The organism is Mycobacterium sp. NPDC050041, assembly GCF_049541695.1.
Classification (GTDB): domain Bacteria; phylum Actinomycetota; class Actinomycetes; order Mycobacteriales; family Mycobacteriaceae; genus Mycobacterium.
Genome location: NZ_JBMVDG010000001.1, coordinates 468,686 through 486,439 on the forward strand (window position 1 = coordinate 468,686; position 17,754 = coordinate 486,439).

The window sequence follows — 17,754 nt, forward strand, 5'->3', positions numbered from 1 at the left end:
AGCAATGAATCGTCTCGACCGCTTCTTCGAGATCTCGGCGCGCGGGTCGACGGTCGGCACCGAGATCCGCGGCGGTGTCGTCACGTTCATCGCGATGGCCTACATCATCGTGCTGAACCCGATCATCCTGTCGAGCTCCGAGGACGTGACCGGCGGCCGTCTCGAGTTCGACCAGGTGTCGGCGACGACGTCGCTGGCCGCCGGCGTGATGACGATCCTGTTCGGCGTCATCGCCCGGATGCCGTTCGCATTCGCCGCGGGGCTGGGCATCAACTCGTTCCTGGCGACCACCGTCGTCGGCGAGCTCACCTGGCCGGAGGCGATGGGACTGGTCGTCATCAACGGCCTGATCATCGTGCTGCTCGCCGCGACGGGCCTGCGCAGGCTGGTGTTCGACGCCGTGCCGATGGAGCTGAAGCTGGCGATCACCGCGGGCATCGGCTTGTTCATCCTCTTCATCGGGGTGGTCGATGCGGGCTTCATCGGGTCGACTGGGTCGCCGTCCCCGCCGGTGGGCCTAGGCTTCGGCGGCGTCGGCTCCATCAACACCGTCCCGACGGTCATTTTCGTATTCACCCTGCTGGTCACCGCCGTGCTGGTGGCCCGGCGGGTGCGCGGGGGCATCCTCATCGGCCTCGTCGCCGGCACCCTGGTGGCCGTCGCGGTGGAGGCCATCTGGGAGCTGGGCAAGGCCACCGAGCGACCGGGCGGCTGGAGCCTGTCGGTGCCGACGCTGTCGGGTTCGCCGTTCGCCTTGCCGGACCTGTCGCTGGTCGGCGCGTTCAGCCTGGACAGCTTCGGCCGCATCGGCGTGCTGGCCGCGCTGATGCTGGTGTTCACCCTGGTCTTCACCAACTTCTTCGACGCGATGGGCACGTTCACCGGCCTGTCCCGGGAGGCGGGCCTGGCCGACGACGACGGCACCTTCCCGCGGTTGAAGTCGGCGCTGATCGTCGAAGGCGCGGGCGCGGCGGTCGGCGGTGCGACGTCGGCGTCGTCGAACACGGTGTTCATCGAGTCGGGCGCCGGTATCGAGGAGGGCGCGCGCACCGGGCTGGCGAACCTGATCACCGGCGCGCTGTTCCTCGCCGCGATGTTCGTCACCCCGCTGGCCTCCATCGTGCCGACCGAGGTCGCCGCGGCGGCGCTGGTGGTCGTCGGCGCGATGATGGTCTCGCACCTGCGCCACATCGACCTGTCGGAATTCTCGGTGGCGCTGCCCGTCGTGCTGACCGTGGCGACGATGCCGTTCAGCTACTCGATCGCCAACGGCATCGGTGTCGGCTTCATCGCCTGGGTGGTGCTGCGCTCGGCCGTCGGCAAGGCGCGTGAGGTCAGCCCGCTGCTGTGGGTCGTCGCCGCCGGCTTCCTGCTCTACTTCGCCCGCGACTGGATCGAGTCCCTCGTCGGTGCGTGATCGGGACGGTTGAACCAGGCCGTGGCCGGTAATCTGCTCACCATGACGGAGACCCGATGAGCGCCGGTCTGTTCGCCCTTCTCGACGACGTGGCCGTGCTCGCCCGCCTCGCGGCGGCATCGATCGACGACATCGGCGCGGCCGCCGGGCGCGCCACCGTGAAGGCCGCCGGAGTCGTCGTCGACGACACCGCAGTGACGCCGCAGTACGTGCACGGTCTGGCGGCCGAGCGGGAGCTGCCGATCATCAAGCGCATCGCGATCGGGTCGCTGCGCAACAAGCTGGTGTTCATCCTGCCCGCGGCGCTACTGCTCAGCCAGTTCCTGCCGCAGTTGCTGACCCCGATCCTGATGCTCGGCGCGACGTATCTGTGCTTCGAGGGCGCCGAGAAGGTGTGGGGGCGCATCCGAGGACACGACGCCGGCGCCGCACCGGTCATCGCCGCCGGTCAGGACGCCGAGAAGTTCATGGTGACAGGAGCGATCCGCACCGACTTCATCCTGTCCGCCGAGATCATGGTGATCGCGCTCAACGAGGTGGCCGACCAGTCGTTCTGGCCGCGCCTGGTCATCCTGGCCATCGTCGCCGTGGTGATCACCGCCGCGGTGTACGGGGTCGTGGCCGGCATCGTGAAGATGGACGACGTCGGGCTGGCGTTGGCGCAGCGCTCGTCGAAGTTCGCCCAGCGCATCGGCCGCGGCCTGGTCGCGTTCATGCCGAAACTGCTCGGCGCGCTGGCGCTGATCGGCACGGTCGCGATGCTGTGGGTCGGCGGGCACATCCTGCTCCTCGGCACCAACACGCTCGGCTGGCACACGCCCTACGAATTGGTCCACCACGCCGAGGAGGCCGTCCACCACGCGGTCGCCGGGGTCGGCGCGGTGCTGGCGTGGCTGACGAACACCGCGGCGTCCGCCGTGATCGGCCTGGTGGTCGGCGCCGTCGTGGTCGCGATCGTGCACGTGCTGCCGTTCGGCAAGCGCGAGAAGCACTGAGCGCCCGGCCGTCAATCGCGCCGCAGCACCTTCCGCAACGGCCACAACGCCACCTGGCCCAGCAGCGTGCGCGCACTCTCGGTGAGCGACGGCGGCACGTGGTCCGGATCCATCAGATCGTTCTCGGCGAACGGGCCCACGTCCGCGGACACCATGAGGCGGCTGAAGCTGCGCAGTGACCGACCGCTGGTGCGCGACGCGTCGACCGCGGCGCGGAACGAACCGCACCTGGCCAGCTCGGCGCGGAACGCCTCGACGGAGTAGCCGAGGTGTTCGGCCACGAGATCGTCTCGGGTGTACAGGATTTCGCGACGGATGCGATCGCCCGCCGGGTCGCCGGGAATCGCCTCGATCGCCACGTCGCATTCACTGTCGAAGCCCAGTGAGCGGTTGTTGAGATTCGACGACCCGATGCGCAGCAACCGGTCGTCGATCACCATCACCTTGGAGTGCACATACGTGGAGACCCCGCCGGGGGCCATCGGCCAGTAGACACCGAGGCGGTCGTGCTCGTCGGCGGCCCAGAGCACGCGAAGCATCCGTTCCCTGGCGCTGTCCATCGACTCCTGTTCGAGCCGACTCTCCGCGCTGCGCGGCAGGATGACGACGACTTCGGGGCCGTCGGGTTCTGACAGGCGGGCCGCCAGCGCCTCGGTGAGACTGCGGGCGGCGAGGTACTGGTTCTCCAGGTAGATGACGTCGCGGGCTGCGGCGATCGCAGCCAGGTTGAGCGCTTCCACCTCCCGGACCTCGTCGCGCTCGGGCAGGGCCGGCTGAGTGCGGGCGACGGCCACCTCGACGTCGCGCAGCATCGGTCGCAGCAGGGCCGGCCAGATCGACCGGTCCGACGTCACCGGTTCGAGCGTCGTCCCGGTCGCGGCCTCCCACCGCTGCCGGGCCTGCTCGGCCAGGACGCCCGCGGCAACGTCGTCCACCGCGGCCGCGACCTCGTGGCGCGGTCCGTAGCTGTCGCCGGCCATGGAGCGCACCGGGTCGTCCTGGGCGTGGGCGCGGGTGTCCCACCGCCCGAGTGTCAGGTCGATGCCGCCGCAGAACGCCACGGCGTCGTCGACCACCACGATCTTCTGGTGGTGCACCGCGCCGGTCGGGTGAGCGCCGTCCACCGCGAAGTGCATGCGCCGCGACGTGACCCTGTTGAGCAGGGACACCGGCGTGATGCCGTACCAGAACGCGTCGAACGCCGGCAGCAGCCGCAGGTTGGACCGCAGCAGATACACCTCGAGCTCCGGCCGACGCCAGACCAGCCAGTGCAGGAACGGGCCCAGCTTGTTGGGTCCGGGCAGCGTCGGCTCCCGCTCGAAGAAGGTCCGATAGTCGAGATCCCAGCCGATCACCATGATCCGGTGTTGCGCACCCAGCATGGCCGCCTTGACGTGGCGCAGGTAGTCCGCGCCGTCGACGATGCGGGCGAACCGGTCCGCATGCCCGGTGCGCCAACACGTGTCCCCCGGCCTCAGTATCGCCACATCGCCGGAATCGAGGACCTCATCGGGCCCCGCCGCGTCCTCCGCCACCTCTGACATCGTCACCCTCCTCTGTCAGTGTGTTGGACACCCGGGTCGGGTGGAAGCGATTGCGCAGCGGATATGCCGATGGTCACAGCCGCGGTCCGATTGTGCCGCGAGGCGCACGGGGGTCGCACGTCGGCGTCGCCTCACATCCCGCCGCTTCGCCTGCGCATCGCCGGCCAGGACGGGTACAACCAGGACATGCGTACGGCAGACATGGAGGCACTCGGTGGCGTCGTCACAGAAGGATTGACGGTGCTCAACAGCGTGGTGAGGGGCGTGCACACCGGAATCGTCGGGCGGGTGTTCAGCACGATCGGCCCGGTGGCCCGACCCGTCGAGGCTGTCCACGACGTCATCGCGGGCGCCGTCTACAACACCATCGACGCGGCGGGGCACCGACTGCCCCCGGCGATCGGCTCCTTCGCCGCGGCCGGCGTGGCCTTCGACGACGACCGTCCCCTCGACGAACGCGCAGGGGTGGCCGAAGCGATCGCCGCCCTCAACGGGATCTACGGCGACGAGCTCGCCGAGCGCGGCAACCAGTTCGCCGCACCTCTGTCGATTCGCGTCGACGGCCGGCCTGTCCAGCTGACCCCCGACGGGGTGGCTGCGGCATTCGCCCGACCGACCGACCGCATCGTGGTCTTCGTGCACGGGCTGTGCCAGACGGAGTCGTCGTGGCGGCGTTCGCCGCGTCCCGTGGAGGACGCCGACCCCCGGTCCTACGGCGAACGGCTGCGCGAGAACCTCGGCTTCACGCCGGTCGACATCCGGTACAACACCGGGTTGCACATCTCGACCAACGGCCGGCAGCTCGACGAGCTGCTCACCCGGCTCGTCGAGCTGTGGCCGGTGCCGGTGCGGGACATCAGCCTGGTCGGCCACTCCATGGGTGGTCTGGTGGTGCGCAGCGCCTGCCATCACGGAGACCAGGCGGACCACGAGTGGACGCGGGCGGTGCGACAGGTGGTCTGCCTGGGTTCGCCGCACCTGGGCGCGGACCTGGAGAAGGGCGTCAACGCCGCGTCCTGGCTGTTGGCGAAGCTCCGTGAGACCCGGGCCGTCGCCGAGTTCCTCAACCTGCGCAGCGACGGCATCAAGGATCTGCGTTTCGGCGCCCTCACCGACACCGACTGGTCCGACGCGGACCCCGACGAGTTCCTGCGCGACCGCTGCAACGAGGTGCCGTTCCTTCCGCACGCGAGGTATCACTTCGTGGCGACGTCGATCGCCCCCGCCGCCGTCGGGGCGGTGCTCGGCGACCATCTGGTGCGCCCGTCGAGCGCCTCGGGGCGTGGGCGAACCCGACGGATTCCGTTCGAAGAACACCACGGCCTGGTGCTGACGGGCCTGCACCACTTCGACCTGCTCAACCATCCGCGGGTGTACGACAAGCTGTCCGCGTGGCTGAGCCCCCGCTAGCGCAGGCTCCCCGCCGCTGACCGGACCGCGGCGGTGACGGCGTCGATCAGCGGACTGTCGAGTTTCCAGCACTGCCAGAACAGCGGCACGTCCAGATGCACGTCGGTGATGCGGACGAACGCACCGTCCTCGAGTTGGGGCTCCGCCAACTGTTCCGGATACATCCCCCAGCCGAGTGCGGCATGCACCGCCGCACCGAATCCGTCCGCGGTGGGCACGTAGTGCACAGGGCGACTGATGTTGCGCCGGAAGGTCTTGCGCACCAACATGTCCTGCAGTGCGTCGTCGCGGTTCCACGCCAGCGACGGGGCCGTCGCGGCCGCGTCGGCGGTGAATCCCGCCGGTAGCCGGCGCTGCACGTACCCCGGCGCCGCGACCGGGATGTAGCGCATCACGCCGAGTGACACGGCGCGGCATCCCGCCACCGGCGTGCGCTCGGTGGTCACCGCGCCCATCACCGCGCCCTCACGCAACAGCCGGGCGGAGTGATCCTGGTCCTCGATGGCGATGTCGAGCAGCACGTCGGGCAGCGCGTCGAGCACGGCGGAGAACCACGTCGACATGGAGTCCGCGTTGACGGCCAGCGCGACCCGCGGGGCGGCGGAGCCACCGCTCATCTCCGCGAGCGCCTCGGCCTCCAGCATCGCCGACTGTGCGGCCAGGCGGAGCAGCGGAGCCGCCGACGGCGTGGGCCGGCACGGCTTCTCCCGGATGACGAGTACCTGGCCGACGCGCTGTTCGAGGGCCTTGATGCGTTGGCTCACCGCAGACGGGGTCACGTGCAGACGGCCGGCCGCGGCGTCGAAACTGCCGAGTTCCACCACCGCGGCGAAGGCGGCGAGCTGCTGACCGTCGACGTTCACCTCAGCAATTCTAATCTTCACAGTTCGACTGCAGATTTGCTTCATCGCATCGCCGTCGTGGAGGCGGCGCTCACCTGCATGTCCGAGGCGAGAGCGGGACGTCGGTAGGCTGGGCTGCGCCGTGTCAGGAAGAAGGTGATGCACGCGTGACCGATGAGGACCAGTCCGCCGCGAATGGCCCGACGTCGCGTTCCGGCTCGCCTTCGGAACCCGATCCGGCCACCCGCCGGGTGTTCGGTCGGCCCGACGGCGTTCAGGGCGCATTCGCCGGACCCGACCGGTCGCCCGCCGACGGCGCCGACGCCCCGACGAATCAGTCGCCCGAGCCGGTGCTCGCAGCGGCGTTCGGCCGCACCGACGTCGATGACGGCCGGTCCGACGACGCGTCCGAGACGGTGCCGGCGCAGCCTGCCTACGACGAGGCCACTCCCGCCGTCGCACCGCCGCCCGCACCGGCTCCGCCCGAAGTCCGCGGACCCAAGTTGGGTGTGCGGGAGTTGTTGTTCAGCGGGCAGGTGTCGCGCTTCGCGCTCGTCCTCGTCGCGGTCCTGGCGATCGGCTGCGGGCTGCTCGGCGGCTGGATCGGCAGCAAGACGACGTCGATCATCGAGGCCTTCACCACCCCGAAGGTCGAGCTGTCCCAGGCCGACCCCGACGAGGCGCCCGAGGGCCGCTTCGCGCGGGTGGCCGCCGCGGTCGCGGATTCCGTGGTCACCATCGAGGCGATGGGTGAGTCCCAGGGCCAGCAGGGCTCGGGTGTGGTCGTCGACGGCCGTGGCTACATCGTCACCAACGCTCACGTCATCGCCGACGCCGCTCGCAAGCCGAAGGAATACAAGCTGACGGTGATCTTCAACGACGGCAAGACGGTACCGGCGAACCTCGTCGGCCATGACCCCGACACCGACCTGGCGGTGCTCAAGGTGGACAACGTCGACAAGCTCACCGTCGCCCGGCTCGGCAATTCCGACGCACTGCGGGTGGGTCAGGAGGTCATCGCCGCCGGGGCGCCACTCGGCCTGCGCAGCACTGACACCCAGGGGATTATCAGCGCACTGGATCGTGCGGTTGCGGTGCCGCGGAACGAATCCGGCGACGAGTCGACCGTGATCGCCGCCGTGCAGACCGACGCGTCGATCAACCAGGGCAACTCGGGCGGACCGTTGATCAACATGAACGCCGAGGTGATCGGCATCAATTCCGCCGCGAAGTCGGCGTCCGGCAGTTCCAGCGGTCTGGGCTTCGCCATCCCGGTCAACGAGGTTGCTCGCGTCGCCTCGACGCTGATGCGTGACGGGTTCATCGCTCACCCCACCATCGGGGTCGAAGCGAAGTCTGTAGGCGACGAGGCCGAGGGCGGCGCACAGATCCAGAAGGTCAAGGCCGGCAGTCCAGCGGAGCGGGCCGGGGTGAAGCAGAACGACATCGCCGTCAAGCTCGGTGATCGCGAGATCTCCGACCTGAACTCCTTCATCGTCGCCGTGCGGCAACTCGAGGTCGGGAAGGACGCCCCGCTCGAGGTGCTTCGCGACGGCAAACCGGTGACCTTGACGATCGCGCCGGACGCGGGCGAACCCTCGACGCACTGACGATGGCCGCCTCGCTGGCGAGCGAGGCGGCCATCTTTCAATCCGGCTAGCGGCCGATGTGTCCCGGGAATCGGGGCAGACGTACGTCGTCCCAGTGACCGGGCGGAACCCCGTTGAACGGGCCGGGCAGCTTCTTGAACTGACCCGGCGGGATACCCGTCACGTTGGCGATCTGTCCCGGCGGCGCCTGGAAGTCCACGCGCGGGATACCGGGCACCGGCACCCAGTAGTCGTCGTGTTCGGCCTGAGCCAGGCCTGCGCCGAGTCCCAGCGCGGTGGCGCCCATGGCGCCCGCAGCGATCGAGGTGACCGCGATTTTCTTGAAATTCCGCATTGTTCTTCCTTTCCTTCGCGCGAAGCCGTGTCGTGAAGACAACGCACGCGTTGTGCAGGAACGCGGCCCACCACCGCAAACTCGAGTGGTACGGACCCTGTCGCGACCCCCCACACTGTTTATCGCCCCGCTACCCGGGAGCGTTAACAGTGCCCGTAGGCGATCAGCTGGTGATCTTGCGGCAATCCTCTTCGATGAGTGTGGCGATCACGCCCCCACCACCCTCGATGCCGTATTCGGCTCTCCTGCTGTCGACACAGTCATTGAAGGCCATCTCGTTCGAGCACTGCACAAGCCCGAAGCCCAGCAGGCCGATCACCGCGACGAGGGAGATGAGAAGGATGAGCCGTCCGGCGGTGGACAGCGCCATGAAGTACTCGTGGATCTGTTTCAGGACTCCCGGTCGGTCCGCGTCTGCCATGCCCACCCCCTCGCCGCGACGATGCTACCGGCGGCCGGTTTCGGCCGGTTTCGGCGTTGACTTTGTTTTCAGAGCGCCGTCACCGCGCATTCTGCGATCTGAACGCAAAGTCGATGACGACTACGGTGATGCTGACCCGGTTTCGGCGTTCCGCCTGGCCCGCTCGGTGATCGAGGCGATCACGCCGCCGTCGTTGAGGATGTCGGTGCCGGTGAGGTATCCCGCTTTGTCGCTCACACAGAAGGCCAGTAGTTCGGCCATCTCCTGCGCGGTGCCCCAACGCGGGACCGCGGCGTCGGCGACCATGGCGCCGGCGCCGGCCTTCTCCTCGAGCCTGCCCATCTCGGTGTCCACCGAACCCGGGGACACCGAGACGATGCGCAGTCCGCGGCCGTTGAACCGTTCAGCCTGCGCGATGCTGTACCACTTGACGAAGCTCTTGCTCAGCGCATAGGCCAGTCCGGAGCGTGCCTCCTCGGGCGCGATGCTGCACGCCGTCGCCATCTCGGCCAGGAAGGCATCCCGGTCGGCGACGGCCAGCGGGAAGTGTCCGGTGGGAATCAGGCTGTCGGGCAACATGTGTGCGGCCATCGACGCCACGTTGACGATGGCGGCGTTCTCACCGGCGACGCTGAAGAAGGCTTCGTTGACGTTGACCGTGCCGATCGCATTCGTCGTGATCACGTAGTCGGCGTCGCCCATGCTGGGGCTCACGCCTGCGGTGTGGACCACCGAGGCGATCGGACCGAGATCGGTCGCGGTCTGCAGCAGTGCCGCAACCGCGTCCGCATCGGTGACGTCGCAGTGCACCGCGGTCGCGGTGATACCGAGATCGTCGAGCGTTGCGGTCGCGGCGTCGAGACGGTCGTCGCGGACGTCGCAGAGGACGATGCGGTGTTGCCGTCCCACGATCTTGGCCGTGGCCAGGCCCATGCCGCCGGCGCCGCCGGTGATGATCGAGACTGATTCCATATCAGGGACGGTAACGGTGCCGGTCCAAGGCGCCGGTCACCAGGTCGGCCCACGGCGGATCCGATTCTGGGTGCGGTTGTACTGCAACGCATTCAGCGCGAGAGTGACGGCGCCCCCGCCGGTGCTGTACCGGCGGGGGCGGCCACCTGCTCGCTAGGCGCGCGGAGTTCCGGGGCCGGCTGCCGTTCCCCGCGTGGTCGGGAAGTCGGCATCCTTACGGCGCTTGAGGCCCGCGAGCCCGATCAGGCCGAGCAATCCGGCCAAGCCCCACAGACCGGTGTTGTCGCCATCCTCTTCCTCTGCCTGCTGCGCCACCGTGGTGGTCGTCGCGGGCGCCGGCGAGGTCAGTTCGGTCGCCTGCGCGACCCCGGCCCCGCCGAACAGCAGGGTCAGAGTGGTGGTGCCGATGACAACTGTCTTGCGCATGTGCGTACTCCTCCAATTGTGGTGTTTGTTGGAGCCGTATGACCCCGAGCGTGTGCTCGCCCCCCGGCTCGCAGACCCATAGATTCCCCGCGGCCGGGCAGCGAAACCTCCGATTTTCGATTCCACGTCTTGAACCGCTGAATGCGCAGCTCAGGGGCCTCAAGAAATATCGCTTCGCGTCAAATACCTAGCTCAGCTAATCCGTTCACCGCCGCATTCGACGGTGACATGGCTCACACGATCGGCATCAGACGTTTCAACGTGGCCAATTGGTGGTGGTGATCGCCGTCGAGTTTGACCAGCAGGGTGGTGATGGATGCGTCGCGGTACGCGGCGATGCGCTCGGCGACGGCCTCCGATGTTCCGAGAAGGTTGGTGAGGCGGCCCAGGTCGAGGGGGACTGCGGCCCGCGCCTCGTCCCGTCGCCCGGCCTGCCAGAGTTCGATGACGCGCGCCACCTCGCGTTCATAACCGAGGCGGTTGAACGCGTCGTTGTAGAAGTTGCGGCCGCGATCGCCCATGGCGCCGATGGTGAACGCGTAGCCGTCGGCGTGACGGCGGGCGGCGGCGTCGGCCGCTGTTGTGTCGCTGTGGAATTCGAGGGCGACGGGAGCCACCAGATCGAGGTCGCCGAGGATGCGGCCGGCGGCGCCGGCACCCTCCCGCAGTGGACCGAGGAAGATTTCTGCGGCCTCGGGAATGAAGGCGTTTCCCAGCCAGCCGTCGGCGACCTCGCCGGTCAGTCGAAGGTTCCGCGGACCCATGGCGGCGATGTAGACGGGGACGTGGCGCGGTGACACGAGTGGCCGCAGTGCAGCGCCGCTGCTGTTGGGCAGCGGCAGGGGGTAGATCTCACCGGAGTGCTGCAGCCGATCACCGCGGCTGATGATCCGGAGGATTTCGATTGTCTCTCGGGTGGTTTGGACGGGTTTGCGGAACGGAACGCCGTGCCATCCCTCCATGACCCGTGGTCCGGAGGTTCCGACACCGAGCATGAATCGGCCGTGAGAGAGTTCTTGCAGGCTCAGCGCGGACGTGGCGAGCAGTGCGGGACTGCGCGAACCGAGCTGGACCACGAAGGTTCCCAGTCCGATGCGTTCCGTGTGCGCGGCAAGGTAGGCGAGGCCGGTGAGGGCGTCGTAGCCCCACACTTCGGGCACCCACAGCGAGTGCACTCCCAGCTGCTCGACCTCGGAGGCGAAGTCCGCGGCGCCCGGCAAGCGGGGCTCGACGACGAGGCCGACCTTCACGACGCAGGGCCGAATTGCTCGGCGAGCCACGTGAGATTGGCGCGCATGTTCTGCTGCCACTCCTCGAGGCGTCGGGCGACGATCCTGGCTTCCTTCTCCGGCGTGGCGGAAATGGCGAAGGTGAGGCCCGAAGGACCCGGGCCCATCCTCGCCCACTGGCGGACGATGGCGCCCCGGCTGGAAGGCTCCACTTCGAAGCCCCACGTAGCGGTGACACCCTCGGCGCCGTGGACGTTCCAGGTCCAGCGCCGGCCGGGTTCGACTTCGGCGACTTCGCAGATGGTCTGCCAGTCGCCGAGGGCATCGTGCTGGCTACACCCGCGGAAGCGGGCCCCGACTTCGACGTGGTCGGCACCGTCGAGCCACTCGACGCGCTTGAGTTCAGCCGAACGGCCCACGGGCAGTTCGATGTCGGCGACGTACTGCCATGCGGTCTCGGTGTCGCAGGCCACGATCTGTGTGACTTCGACGGTGGGCTGATCGCGGTATCGCACCATGCATCCTTCGTCAGCGAGGGTCATACGATGCTACGCGGCATGGACGCCGGCCAGTCCTGTGAGGCCACCCGCGACGTGCGCCACCACGCGTTCACTGCCCTTGCCCAGCGGAACGGCGCGAATGTCGCCGTAGAGGTCGCTGACGTAGGCGATGCCGGCGCCGGAATCCACCGCCAGCCCGATTGCCTCGCGGAACCCCGAGGACACGATGTCCACGGCGCCGCCGACCTGGCCTTCGTCGGGGAGTTCAGCTCGGTTGAGGGTGTTCCCCGACGGCGGCGCGCCGCGGTCGGTCCAGTAGAGAAGGCCTGCGCCGGAGTCGATCTCGAGATCGATCGGTTCGGGTAGCCCGGCCCAGAGCACCTCGACCTCGCGACCGTCTGCCCTCGCTCGGAAGGGAATGTCGAGGCGCGTACGCAGAATCCGGCCGTCGCCGCCGTCGGACGGGCCCTTCTGCGTCCAGTAGAGATGCCCGCGCTGTTCGTCGACCGCGATCCCCACACACTGATTTCGTGCGACGCGACGTTCGGCATCCGTTCGCGCGGTGAGCACTTCATCGCGCATGCCGGTGCCGTCGAGAGCGGCGCTCCGCACTGCTGCGCCCTCCCGATCAGCCCAGTAGAGACGGCCTCTGGACCATGCCGCGGCCAGCTGCTTGCCGGTCACGAAGCTTCCTTCCCGCAGAAGCCACGTCCGCCCGGATCCGTCCAGAGCGGCCCTCTCGATCGAGCCGTTGCGGGCATAGAAGTCGAGATCGCTCTCCTGTGATGGAGCGCGACCGGCAGGCAGCGTCGGCGCGCCCATGTTCGTCCAGTAGACGAGCTGACGACGCCGGTCGACCACGATTCCGTCGGGGAATGCGGACAGCCCGCCGACCAATTCGGTCACCGAGCCGTCGGACACATCGACTCTCACGAGTGACTGGCCGCCCGGATTGAGCGCGAGCAGATGCGTGAAAGGCACTTCGCCTCGAGCCGGAATCGTCATCGGACGGACCGCCGACCCCGCCTGAGCAGCAGGCGCTTCATCACGCGGATCCCATCGTGCGGCGACTCATTCGGACCATCAGTCGAACGAGAAGACCACGAGGAATCGGGTTGATGAGGCGAGCACCCCACCGCATCTGCCTGCCTGCCATGCACGTCGGACCCTTGCCGAGATTCGTGAACGCCGCGTCGACGACTTCGTCGACCGTCGTGGCGCCAGGCACCGGGGCATCCGGTTCGGCAAGACCCCGAGCGGTGCGCAGACGACGCAGTGAGGGCGTGTCGGTCTCGCCGAGGATGACACCCAGGACGTCGACACCCTGCGGTTGCAATTCGCACCACAGCGCCTCGGCGAAGATCATGTCGAAGGCCTTGGTCGCGCCGTAGGTGACCATGTTCGGAGCGCCGACGAAACCCGCGCCCGAACTGAGGACGACAATGCCGCCGTGCCCGCGTCGCACCATCGACTGGCCGAGATGATGCGCCAGTTGCATGGGAACCAGACAGTTCCGCCGCAGCATGCTCTCGGCCGCCGCGACGGAGTTCTCGAGGAAGGGAGCGAAGTCGGCGTCGGCCCCCGCGCAGTAGATCATCAATCCGATGTCGAGGTCGGAGGTGGCATCGACGATCGACGGCACCGCGTCAGGCGCGGACAGGTCGGTGACCAGCACCCGGGTGGCGACGCCGGTGCGCCGACGGATGCAGTCGGCGACCTCGTCGAGCACCTCCGCACGACGCGCCAGGAGAACGACGTTCACCCCATGCTGGGCGGCCGCCTCGGCGAAGGCCGCACCGACTCCGTCGGATGCGCCCGCAACCAGCGCCCACGGCCCATATTTCGCTCGCCATTCGTCGCTCATGTCCGCGGTCTCCTTCGGCTAATGCTCTTCGCGTCCCCAGGGCGGCCGCCGGTCATGCGAGACGTGACCGCAGAACGGATACACCGGACCCGGTCAGCAGGTCGAATGCCACGGTCCGCCCGCATATCGCCATCATCACCGCGACGCCGGGCCCACGGACCGCCGCGCCCTCACCCCAGGATCGGCCGGTGTCCTCGTCGTACAGGGCGATACCGCGGAGGCGACGGCGGGGGAAGAAGCCGATCTGCGTTGGTCCCGTCAGGAAGTCGATGACGCGGGCCACCAGCAGAGGATCTGGTCGGTGTTCGATACCCAAGGGGATGCGCATGTCACCGCCGTGCACCAACATGTCGGCCAGACCCGACAACGGCCCGGCCACGGGCGGGCTCAGCCGGTGATCGGCCCCTCGTTCGAGGGCCTGCGCGATGTCGACGGCCGAGTCGCGCGCCCGACGACGGGCCAGCGCGTCGATCCCGCGGTCGAGGCTGCCATGACGAATGCCACTGATCAAGAACCCCCGGAAGCCGTCCTCGAAGTCGCTGACAAGATGCGCAGCAACGGTTTTCACATCCCAGCCGGCGCACAGGCTCGGCGTGGCCAGCTGTTCGGCATCGAGGCCACGGACAAGTTCGGCGATGGACCGGCGCTCGGCGGCGACCGCCATGAATATCTGGTCACGTTCACCTCGGCTCAGGCGCACGTGTGCACACTATCGCCCCGAGGCGGGTGAGGGTCGGCACCGCTTCGTCCTCAGGTCAATGGGCTCGCCGTCACTCGCGTCACGCGCAGGCGCGGCACGTGGGCGGGATCGCCGGGGCGATCGGGGAAGTCGAACACTCCGAGGATCAGGAACATCGGATAGTCGGGGGCCTGCTGCGCTGTGCGGGTGGTGACACCATCGATGCTGAATTCCACCGCGCCGGGTCGCCAGTGCACCCCGTAGGTGTGCAACTCTCCGACATCCAGAGCACATGACTGTGTTGAGAAGTCCTCGCGCAGCGCCGGATCGCGGAAGCAGTGGATGCCCTGTCCTACGTCGGCATGCCCGCCGAGGGCGCTGTCGCCGAAGACCTCCACCAGGCAGATCTCGCCGCATCGCTCGGGCTCGTCCTCGAGTCCGACCATCCACGCCGAGAACATCGAACGCGAACTCAGCTCGGCCGAGCACGTGACGGCAATGCGGCCGAAGTGCGGCACGAATCCGAGCACTGTGGGTTGTTCCTCCCGGACGATCAGGTCCTCCCGGAAGGGCTGCGGTGCGTCGGAGGACCCGAGCCGACCGGACCGATTGGCACTCTGGATCGCTGAGACCCGCAGCGGACCGTCATGCAGATCAGGACACCACAGCGGTTGTGTCACAGGTATTGACAGCTCCAACCCGGCCGGACCGGTCTGCACGGTTGCCGCCGCGTCCACCTGTGAGCTCCACGCCGGCAGGTAGGCCGCCGTCCAGATCGACGGGTCGAGATGGGTGAAGGCTTCGTCGAACGTCACTGACGTCACCCCGGCAGAATAACGGCGCTCCCATTGCGGCGCCTCAGCCGCCTTTGCGATGCACGAGTTGATGACTCGATGCCAGTAGTGCGCCGACCTGAGCCACATCGCACTTCTCTGGGTATGAGACATGTGGTATGACTAAGACCTCATATGTATCACTTGGCTGAGCGAGGGAGCGGTGTGGTGTTGCGCGAACGGTTGACCCAATCGGTGTACGACGTCAGTGGCCGCCACGATCAGCCGGACCTCTACGGCGGCCCCGCCGGCGATCCCGGTCTGTGCGGCGGACCCGGCAGCATCTCCTGGAAGATCAACGGCGACATCGGCTCGGTGGCCACGGCCGGCGCGGCGGCGATCGTGTTGGAGATACTGCACCCGTCCGTGATTGCCGGCGTGCAAGACCATTCCAGTTACCAGCGCGACCCATTCCGGCGTGCCCGCACCACCATGGGTTACGTCCTGGGCACCACCTTCGGGAATACCACCGCGGCAACCGATCTCATCACCGGAGTGCGCAACCGGCACGCGCAGGTCTCCGGGGCGCGGCCTGACGGCGTCGCCTACCGCGCCCTGGACCCGGATCTGCTGGCGTGGGTACACACGTGCATTCCGTGGATGGTGATGACCGCCTTCGAGCGGTTCAACCGGCCGCTGACCCCGGCCGAACGCGACCGGTATCTGACCGAGCAGGCCGTGATCGGCCGCATGAGTGGCGCCGAGCGCGTGCCGGAGACGACCATCGAGCTGGCCGAACTCGTCGCTGCTGTCCGTCCGAAGCTGGCCGTCAATGAGCAGACCCGAGCGTTCATCGACTTTCTGCTCGCAGCGCCGTTCCTACCGCCACTGCCCGGCCCGGTGGACGTCGCGGCGCACCAGTTCTACCTTCGCGCCGGGATGACCCTGGCGCCGCGGTGGGCGCGAGAAATGACGGGATTGACCCTGCCCGACACCGTGAATCGATGGATCGCACAGCCGTACCTGCGTCGATCCGCCCAACTGACCCGCTGGGCATTCGACACTCCCCCGCACGTGGCGATGGCGACCCGGCGAGTGAACGCTCACTCTCACAACGACATCGACGCCGCCGCGGTCAGAGCTGATCCGCACGGCGCTTCCTACGTCGTGGTGGCGGCACCACCGCCGGTTCGTCACCGGTGAGGATCGTCTGGATCCAGGCGTCGAGGTGATCGGCATCGGTGACGACCGGCGTGCTGAGGGCGAAGCTCATCATCACGCCGTTGATGCAGGTCATCAACATGGCTGCCTGCTCCTCGACGATGGGATCAGGCACGCCGTCGTCCCCATGCCACTCTCGGATGACCCGGCGAATGAGGTCGGTGACCCGCACGGTGAACCGCGCGAGACTCGCAGCCAACTCGGGTTCCCGACTGGAATGCAGGGCCAGCTCGTAGCGGGCGCGCGTGCGGGTGCGATAAGGCTCGGCGTAGGACGCCATCACCAGTGCCGCCAGGCCGCGGGTGCCGGTGAACCCCTCTGCGGCGTCACCGGAGAGTTCGGCCATTCTCGACAGGTCAGCGATGTCGAGTTCGGTCATCCGCTCGGCGATTCCTCCGAGCAGCGCTCGACGGGTGCGGAAGTAGAACGAGGTGGTGCCGGGCGGGACCCCGGCGTGGCGGTCGACCTTGCCGTGACTGATCTCGCGGGCGCCTCGGCTGCCCAGGAGGTCGATGGCAGCGTCGGCCAGCTCCCGCCGCCGTTCGGGAGCGTTGTACTTTCGACGTTCGCTGATGAATCAGAAGATACCGGTAAGCGCCTGATCACCGATTCGCGTACGGCGGCGCGCCGCCAACGGCTACACGGTCGGCAGGACGCGCGGCAACGCCGGGAACGACGACGGCGGGCCCGGCCGGTAGGCGACCTGCCACCGCTGCCAGCCGTCGCGTTCTTCACCGGTGGCTTCCATGCGGATCTCATCGACGAAGTCACCGGCCTCGGTGGCGTTGAGACGAACCTGCTCATACAGCCGGCGGGCTGCCTCGCGCGGGCTCAACTGCGCAGGAAGCACCATGTCGAACGGTTTCCACTCGCTCATCACCGCGACCTGTGTTCGGCCGACGCATCCAGCAGGACCGGCCGACTCGCCGCGTCGATGGTCGGGCTCGTGCCGGCGCCGGTGCGCGAAGCCGCAACGGGCGGGCCCCAGAGGACTTCTAGGTGTTCGTCGCCGTGCATCTCGCGCGGGGCGAGATGCACGCCGCCCGCCGCGGCGATCGCATGGGATTTGTACACCCGGGCAGCAGCACTCGAACACGCAGTGCGACAGCGGGCGCCGAGCTGCGGCTCGCCGGGAAGACGACCCCACAGGACCACCTCGGCACGACCTTCGCGCGACGCGGCACGCGCCATGTCGCGCACGGCAGGGTCGGCGTCATACACCGCCCGCGACACCGCCAGGATCGTCGCGTCGGCGTCGTCGTCGGCGTCAGCGTCGCGCGCCACCGCCGGCGGGCCGATGTCGATCACTCGCACACCAAGAATTCGCAACGCGCGGACGTGACCCCGATCGGTGAGGCTCGCGCGCACATCCCACCCACCCATCGCCTGGTCGAACACCCATCCCCCGATAGAAGTGACGACCTCGACGGCATCGCGGGCAACGACGTGAAGCCGGTAGCGGCGAACAGCTCTGGAAGCACTCGATGCAGCGATGCTGTCAGCCTAGCCGACATTCT

20 protein-coding genes are annotated in these 17,754 nt (G+C 68.2%); 5 read left to right on the top strand and 15 right to left on the bottom strand.

Annotated features, from left to right (window positions below; genetic code table 11):
- The first annotated feature begins 4 nt into the window (after positions 1 to 4).
- Both ACPCHZ_RS02405 and ACPCHZ_RS02410 read left to right on the top strand, forming a co-directional pair.
- Positions 5 to 1,417, top strand: a complete 1,413-nt coding sequence (locus ACPCHZ_RS02405) for an NCS2 family permease (RefSeq protein WP_423483272.1) — start codon at positions 5 to 7, stop codon at positions 1,415 to 1,417.
- 56 nt (positions 1,418 to 1,473) lie between these two features.
- Positions 1,474 to 2,412 carry a DUF808 domain-containing protein gene (locus ACPCHZ_RS02410; RefSeq protein WP_364977306.1) on the top strand — a complete coding sequence of 313 codons (939 nt, stop codon included), beginning with the start codon at positions 1,474 to 1,476 and terminating at the stop codon, positions 2,410 to 2,412.
- Between the two features lie 11 nt (positions 2,413 to 2,423).
- On the opposite strand, the gene ACPCHZ_RS02415 is transcribed toward ACPCHZ_RS02410, so the two are convergent.
- On the bottom strand, positions 2,424 to 3,956 hold the full coding sequence (locus tag ACPCHZ_RS02415; RefSeq protein WP_423483273.1) for a phospholipase D-like domain-containing protein: 1,533 nt from the start codon (positions 3,954 to 3,956) through the stop codon (positions 2,424 to 2,426).
- A 69-nt stretch (positions 3,957 to 4,025) separates the two neighbouring features.
- Here ACPCHZ_RS02415 and ACPCHZ_RS02420 point away from each other — a divergent pair, with 69 nt between their 5' ends.
- Positions 4,026 to 5,366 carry an esterase/lipase family protein gene (locus ACPCHZ_RS02420; RefSeq protein ID WP_423483274.1) on the top strand — a complete coding sequence of 447 codons (1,341 nt, stop codon included), beginning with the start codon at positions 4,026 to 4,028 and terminating at the stop codon, positions 5,364 to 5,366.
- Here ACPCHZ_RS02420 and ACPCHZ_RS02425 read toward each other — a convergent pair.
- The gene (locus tag ACPCHZ_RS02425) at positions 5,363 to 6,274 is read right to left on the bottom strand and encodes a LysR family transcriptional regulator ArgP (protein ID WP_423483275.1); all 912 of its coding nucleotides are present in this window, start codon (positions 6,272 to 6,274) and stop codon (positions 5,363 to 5,365) included. The two genes, ACPCHZ_RS02420 and ACPCHZ_RS02425, sit on opposite strands and share 4 nt — an antisense overlap.
- Before the next feature lie 101 nt (positions 6,275 to 6,375).
- Here ACPCHZ_RS02425 and ACPCHZ_RS02430 point away from each other — a divergent pair, with 101 nt between their 5' ends.
- Positions 6,376 to 7,818 (top strand): S1C family serine protease, encoded by a 1,443-nt coding sequence (locus tag ACPCHZ_RS02430; protein ID WP_423483276.1) that lies wholly within the window; start codon positions 6,376 to 6,378, stop codon positions 7,816 to 7,818.
- A gap of 46 nt (positions 7,819 to 7,864) precedes the next feature.
- Here ACPCHZ_RS02430 and ACPCHZ_RS02435 read toward each other — a convergent pair whose 3' ends face one another.
- The 10 genes from ACPCHZ_RS02435 to ACPCHZ_RS02480 form a co-directional block, all read right to left on the bottom strand.
- Positions 7,865 to 8,152, bottom strand: coding sequence for a hypothetical protein (locus ACPCHZ_RS02435; RefSeq protein WP_423483277.1), 288 nt, complete (start codon positions 8,150 to 8,152; stop codon positions 7,865 to 7,867).
- 163 nt (positions 8,153 to 8,315) lie between these two features.
- Positions 8,316 to 8,573 (bottom strand): hypothetical protein, encoded by a 258-nt coding sequence (locus ACPCHZ_RS02440; protein ID WP_364977316.1) that lies wholly within the window; start codon positions 8,571 to 8,573, stop codon positions 8,316 to 8,318.
- Between the two features lie 120 nt (positions 8,574 to 8,693).
- Positions 8,694 to 9,545 (bottom strand): SDR family oxidoreductase, encoded by an 852-nt coding sequence (locus ACPCHZ_RS02445; protein WP_423483278.1) that lies wholly within the window; start codon positions 9,543 to 9,545, stop codon positions 8,694 to 8,696.
- Positions 9,546 to 9,698: 153 nt separating this feature from the next.
- Positions 9,699 to 9,971 (bottom strand): WGxxGxxG family protein, encoded by a 273-nt coding sequence (locus ACPCHZ_RS02450; RefSeq protein WP_423483279.1) that lies wholly within the window; start codon positions 9,969 to 9,971, stop codon positions 9,699 to 9,701.
- Positions 9,972 to 10,204: 233 nt separating this feature from the next.
- Positions 10,205 to 11,221 carry an LLM class flavin-dependent oxidoreductase gene (locus ACPCHZ_RS02455; RefSeq protein WP_423483280.1) on the bottom strand — a complete coding sequence of 339 codons (1,017 nt, stop codon included), beginning with the start codon at positions 11,219 to 11,221 and terminating at the stop codon, positions 10,205 to 10,207.
- Positions 11,218 to 11,718: an SRPBCC family protein gene (locus ACPCHZ_RS02460; RefSeq protein WP_423483281.1), complete on the bottom strand. Its 501-nt coding sequence runs from the start codon at positions 11,716 to 11,718 to the stop codon at positions 11,218 to 11,220. The genes ACPCHZ_RS02455 and ACPCHZ_RS02460 overlap by 4 nt, the downstream gene beginning before the upstream one ends.
- 30 nt (positions 11,719 to 11,748) lie before the next feature.
- Positions 11,749 to 12,705 (bottom strand): hypothetical protein, encoded by a 957-nt coding sequence (locus tag ACPCHZ_RS02465; protein WP_423483282.1) that lies wholly within the window; start codon positions 12,703 to 12,705, stop codon positions 11,749 to 11,751.
- 40 nt (positions 12,706 to 12,745) lie between these two features.
- Entirely contained in the window at positions 12,746 to 13,564 is an 819-nt protein-coding gene (locus tag ACPCHZ_RS02470) for an SDR family NAD(P)-dependent oxidoreductase (protein ID WP_423483283.1), read from the bottom strand.
- A 52-nt stretch (positions 13,565 to 13,616) separates the two neighbouring features.
- Entirely contained in the window at positions 13,617 to 14,264 is a 648-nt protein-coding gene (locus ACPCHZ_RS02475) for a maleylpyruvate isomerase family mycothiol-dependent enzyme (protein WP_423483284.1), read from the bottom strand.
- Between the two features lie 50 nt (positions 14,265 to 14,314).
- Positions 14,315 to 15,067, bottom strand: coding sequence for a glycoside hydrolase family 16 protein (locus ACPCHZ_RS02480; RefSeq protein WP_423483285.1), 753 nt, complete (start codon positions 15,065 to 15,067; stop codon positions 14,315 to 14,317).
- A gap of 153 nt (positions 15,068 to 15,220) precedes the next feature.
- On the opposite strand from ACPCHZ_RS02480, the gene ACPCHZ_RS02485 reads away from it, so the two are divergent.
- Positions 15,221 to 16,219, top strand: a complete 999-nt coding sequence (locus ACPCHZ_RS02485) for an oxygenase MpaB family protein (RefSeq protein ID WP_423483286.1) — start codon at positions 15,221 to 15,223, stop codon at positions 16,217 to 16,219.
- Here ACPCHZ_RS02485 and ACPCHZ_RS02490 read toward each other — a convergent pair.
- From ACPCHZ_RS02490 to ACPCHZ_RS02500, 3 genes are all read right to left on the bottom strand, one after another.
- Positions 16,152 to 16,616 carry a TetR family transcriptional regulator C-terminal domain-containing protein gene (locus ACPCHZ_RS02490; RefSeq protein ID WP_423483287.1) on the bottom strand — a complete coding sequence of 155 codons (465 nt, stop codon included), beginning with the start codon at positions 16,614 to 16,616 and terminating at the stop codon, positions 16,152 to 16,154. The two genes, ACPCHZ_RS02485 and ACPCHZ_RS02490, sit on opposite strands and share 68 nt — an antisense overlap.
- 258 nt (positions 16,617 to 16,874) lie before the next feature.
- Entirely contained in the window at positions 16,875 to 17,114 is a 240-nt protein-coding gene (locus ACPCHZ_RS02495) for a hypothetical protein (RefSeq protein ID WP_423483288.1), read from the bottom strand.
- Positions 17,114 to 17,635: a hypothetical protein gene (locus ACPCHZ_RS02500; protein WP_423483289.1), complete on the bottom strand. Its 522-nt coding sequence runs from the start codon at positions 17,633 to 17,635 to the stop codon at positions 17,114 to 17,116. Before ACPCHZ_RS02500 ends, ACPCHZ_RS02495 begins: the two co-directional genes overlap by 1 nt.
- Positions 17,636 to 17,754 lie beyond the last annotated feature (119 nt).

Bases quoted from the DNA above. Each gene is read 5' to 3' on its own strand.
- ACPCHZ_RS02405 (WP_423483272.1), top strand. From the start codon at position 5: ATGAATCGTCTCGACCGCTTCTTCGAGATCTCGGCGCGCGGGTCGACG.
- ACPCHZ_RS02410 (WP_364977306.1), top strand. From the start codon at position 1,474: ATGAGCGCCGGTCTGTTCGCCCTTCTCGACGACGTGGCCGTGCTCGCC.
- ACPCHZ_RS02415 (WP_423483273.1), bottom strand. From the start codon at position 3,956: ATGTCAGAGGTGGCGGAGGACGCGGCGGGGCCCGATGAGGTCCTCGAT.
- ACPCHZ_RS02420 (WP_423483274.1), top strand. From the start codon at position 4,026: ATGGTCACAGCCGCGGTCCGATTGTGCCGCGAGGCGCACGGGGGTCGC.
- ACPCHZ_RS02425 (WP_423483275.1), bottom strand. From the start codon at position 6,274: ATGAAGCAAATCTGCAGTCGAACTGTGAAGATTAGAATTGCTGAGGTG.
- ACPCHZ_RS02435 (WP_423483277.1), bottom strand. From the start codon at position 8,152: ATGCGGAATTTCAAGAAAATCGCGGTCACCTCGATCGCTGCGGGCGCC.
- ACPCHZ_RS02440 (WP_364977316.1), bottom strand. From the start codon at position 8,573: ATGGCAGACGCGGACCGACCGGGAGTCCTGAAACAGATCCACGAGTAC.
- ACPCHZ_RS02445 (WP_423483278.1), bottom strand. From the start codon at position 9,545: ATGGAATCAGTCTCGATCATCACCGGCGGCGCCGGCGGCATGGGCCTG.
- ACPCHZ_RS02450 (WP_423483279.1), bottom strand. From the start codon at position 9,971: ATGCGCAAGACAGTTGTCATCGGCACCACCACTCTGACCCTGCTGTTC.
- ACPCHZ_RS02460 (WP_423483281.1), bottom strand. From the start codon at position 11,718: ATGGTGCGATACCGCGATCAGCCCACCGTCGAAGTCACACAGATCGTG.
- ACPCHZ_RS02465 (WP_423483282.1), bottom strand. From the start codon at position 12,705: ATGACGATTCCGGCTCGAGGCGAAGTGCCTTTCACGCATCTGCTCGCG.
- ACPCHZ_RS02470 (WP_423483283.1), bottom strand. From the start codon at position 13,564: ATGAGCGACGAATGGCGAGCGAAATATGGGCCGTGGGCGCTGGTTGCG.
- ACPCHZ_RS02490 (WP_423483287.1), bottom strand. From the start codon at position 16,616: ATGACCGAACTCGACATCGCTGACCTGTCGAGAATGGCCGAACTCTCC.
- ACPCHZ_RS02495 (WP_423483288.1), bottom strand. From the start codon at position 17,114: ATGAGCGAGTGGAAACCGTTCGACATGGTGCTTCCTGCGCAGTTGAGC.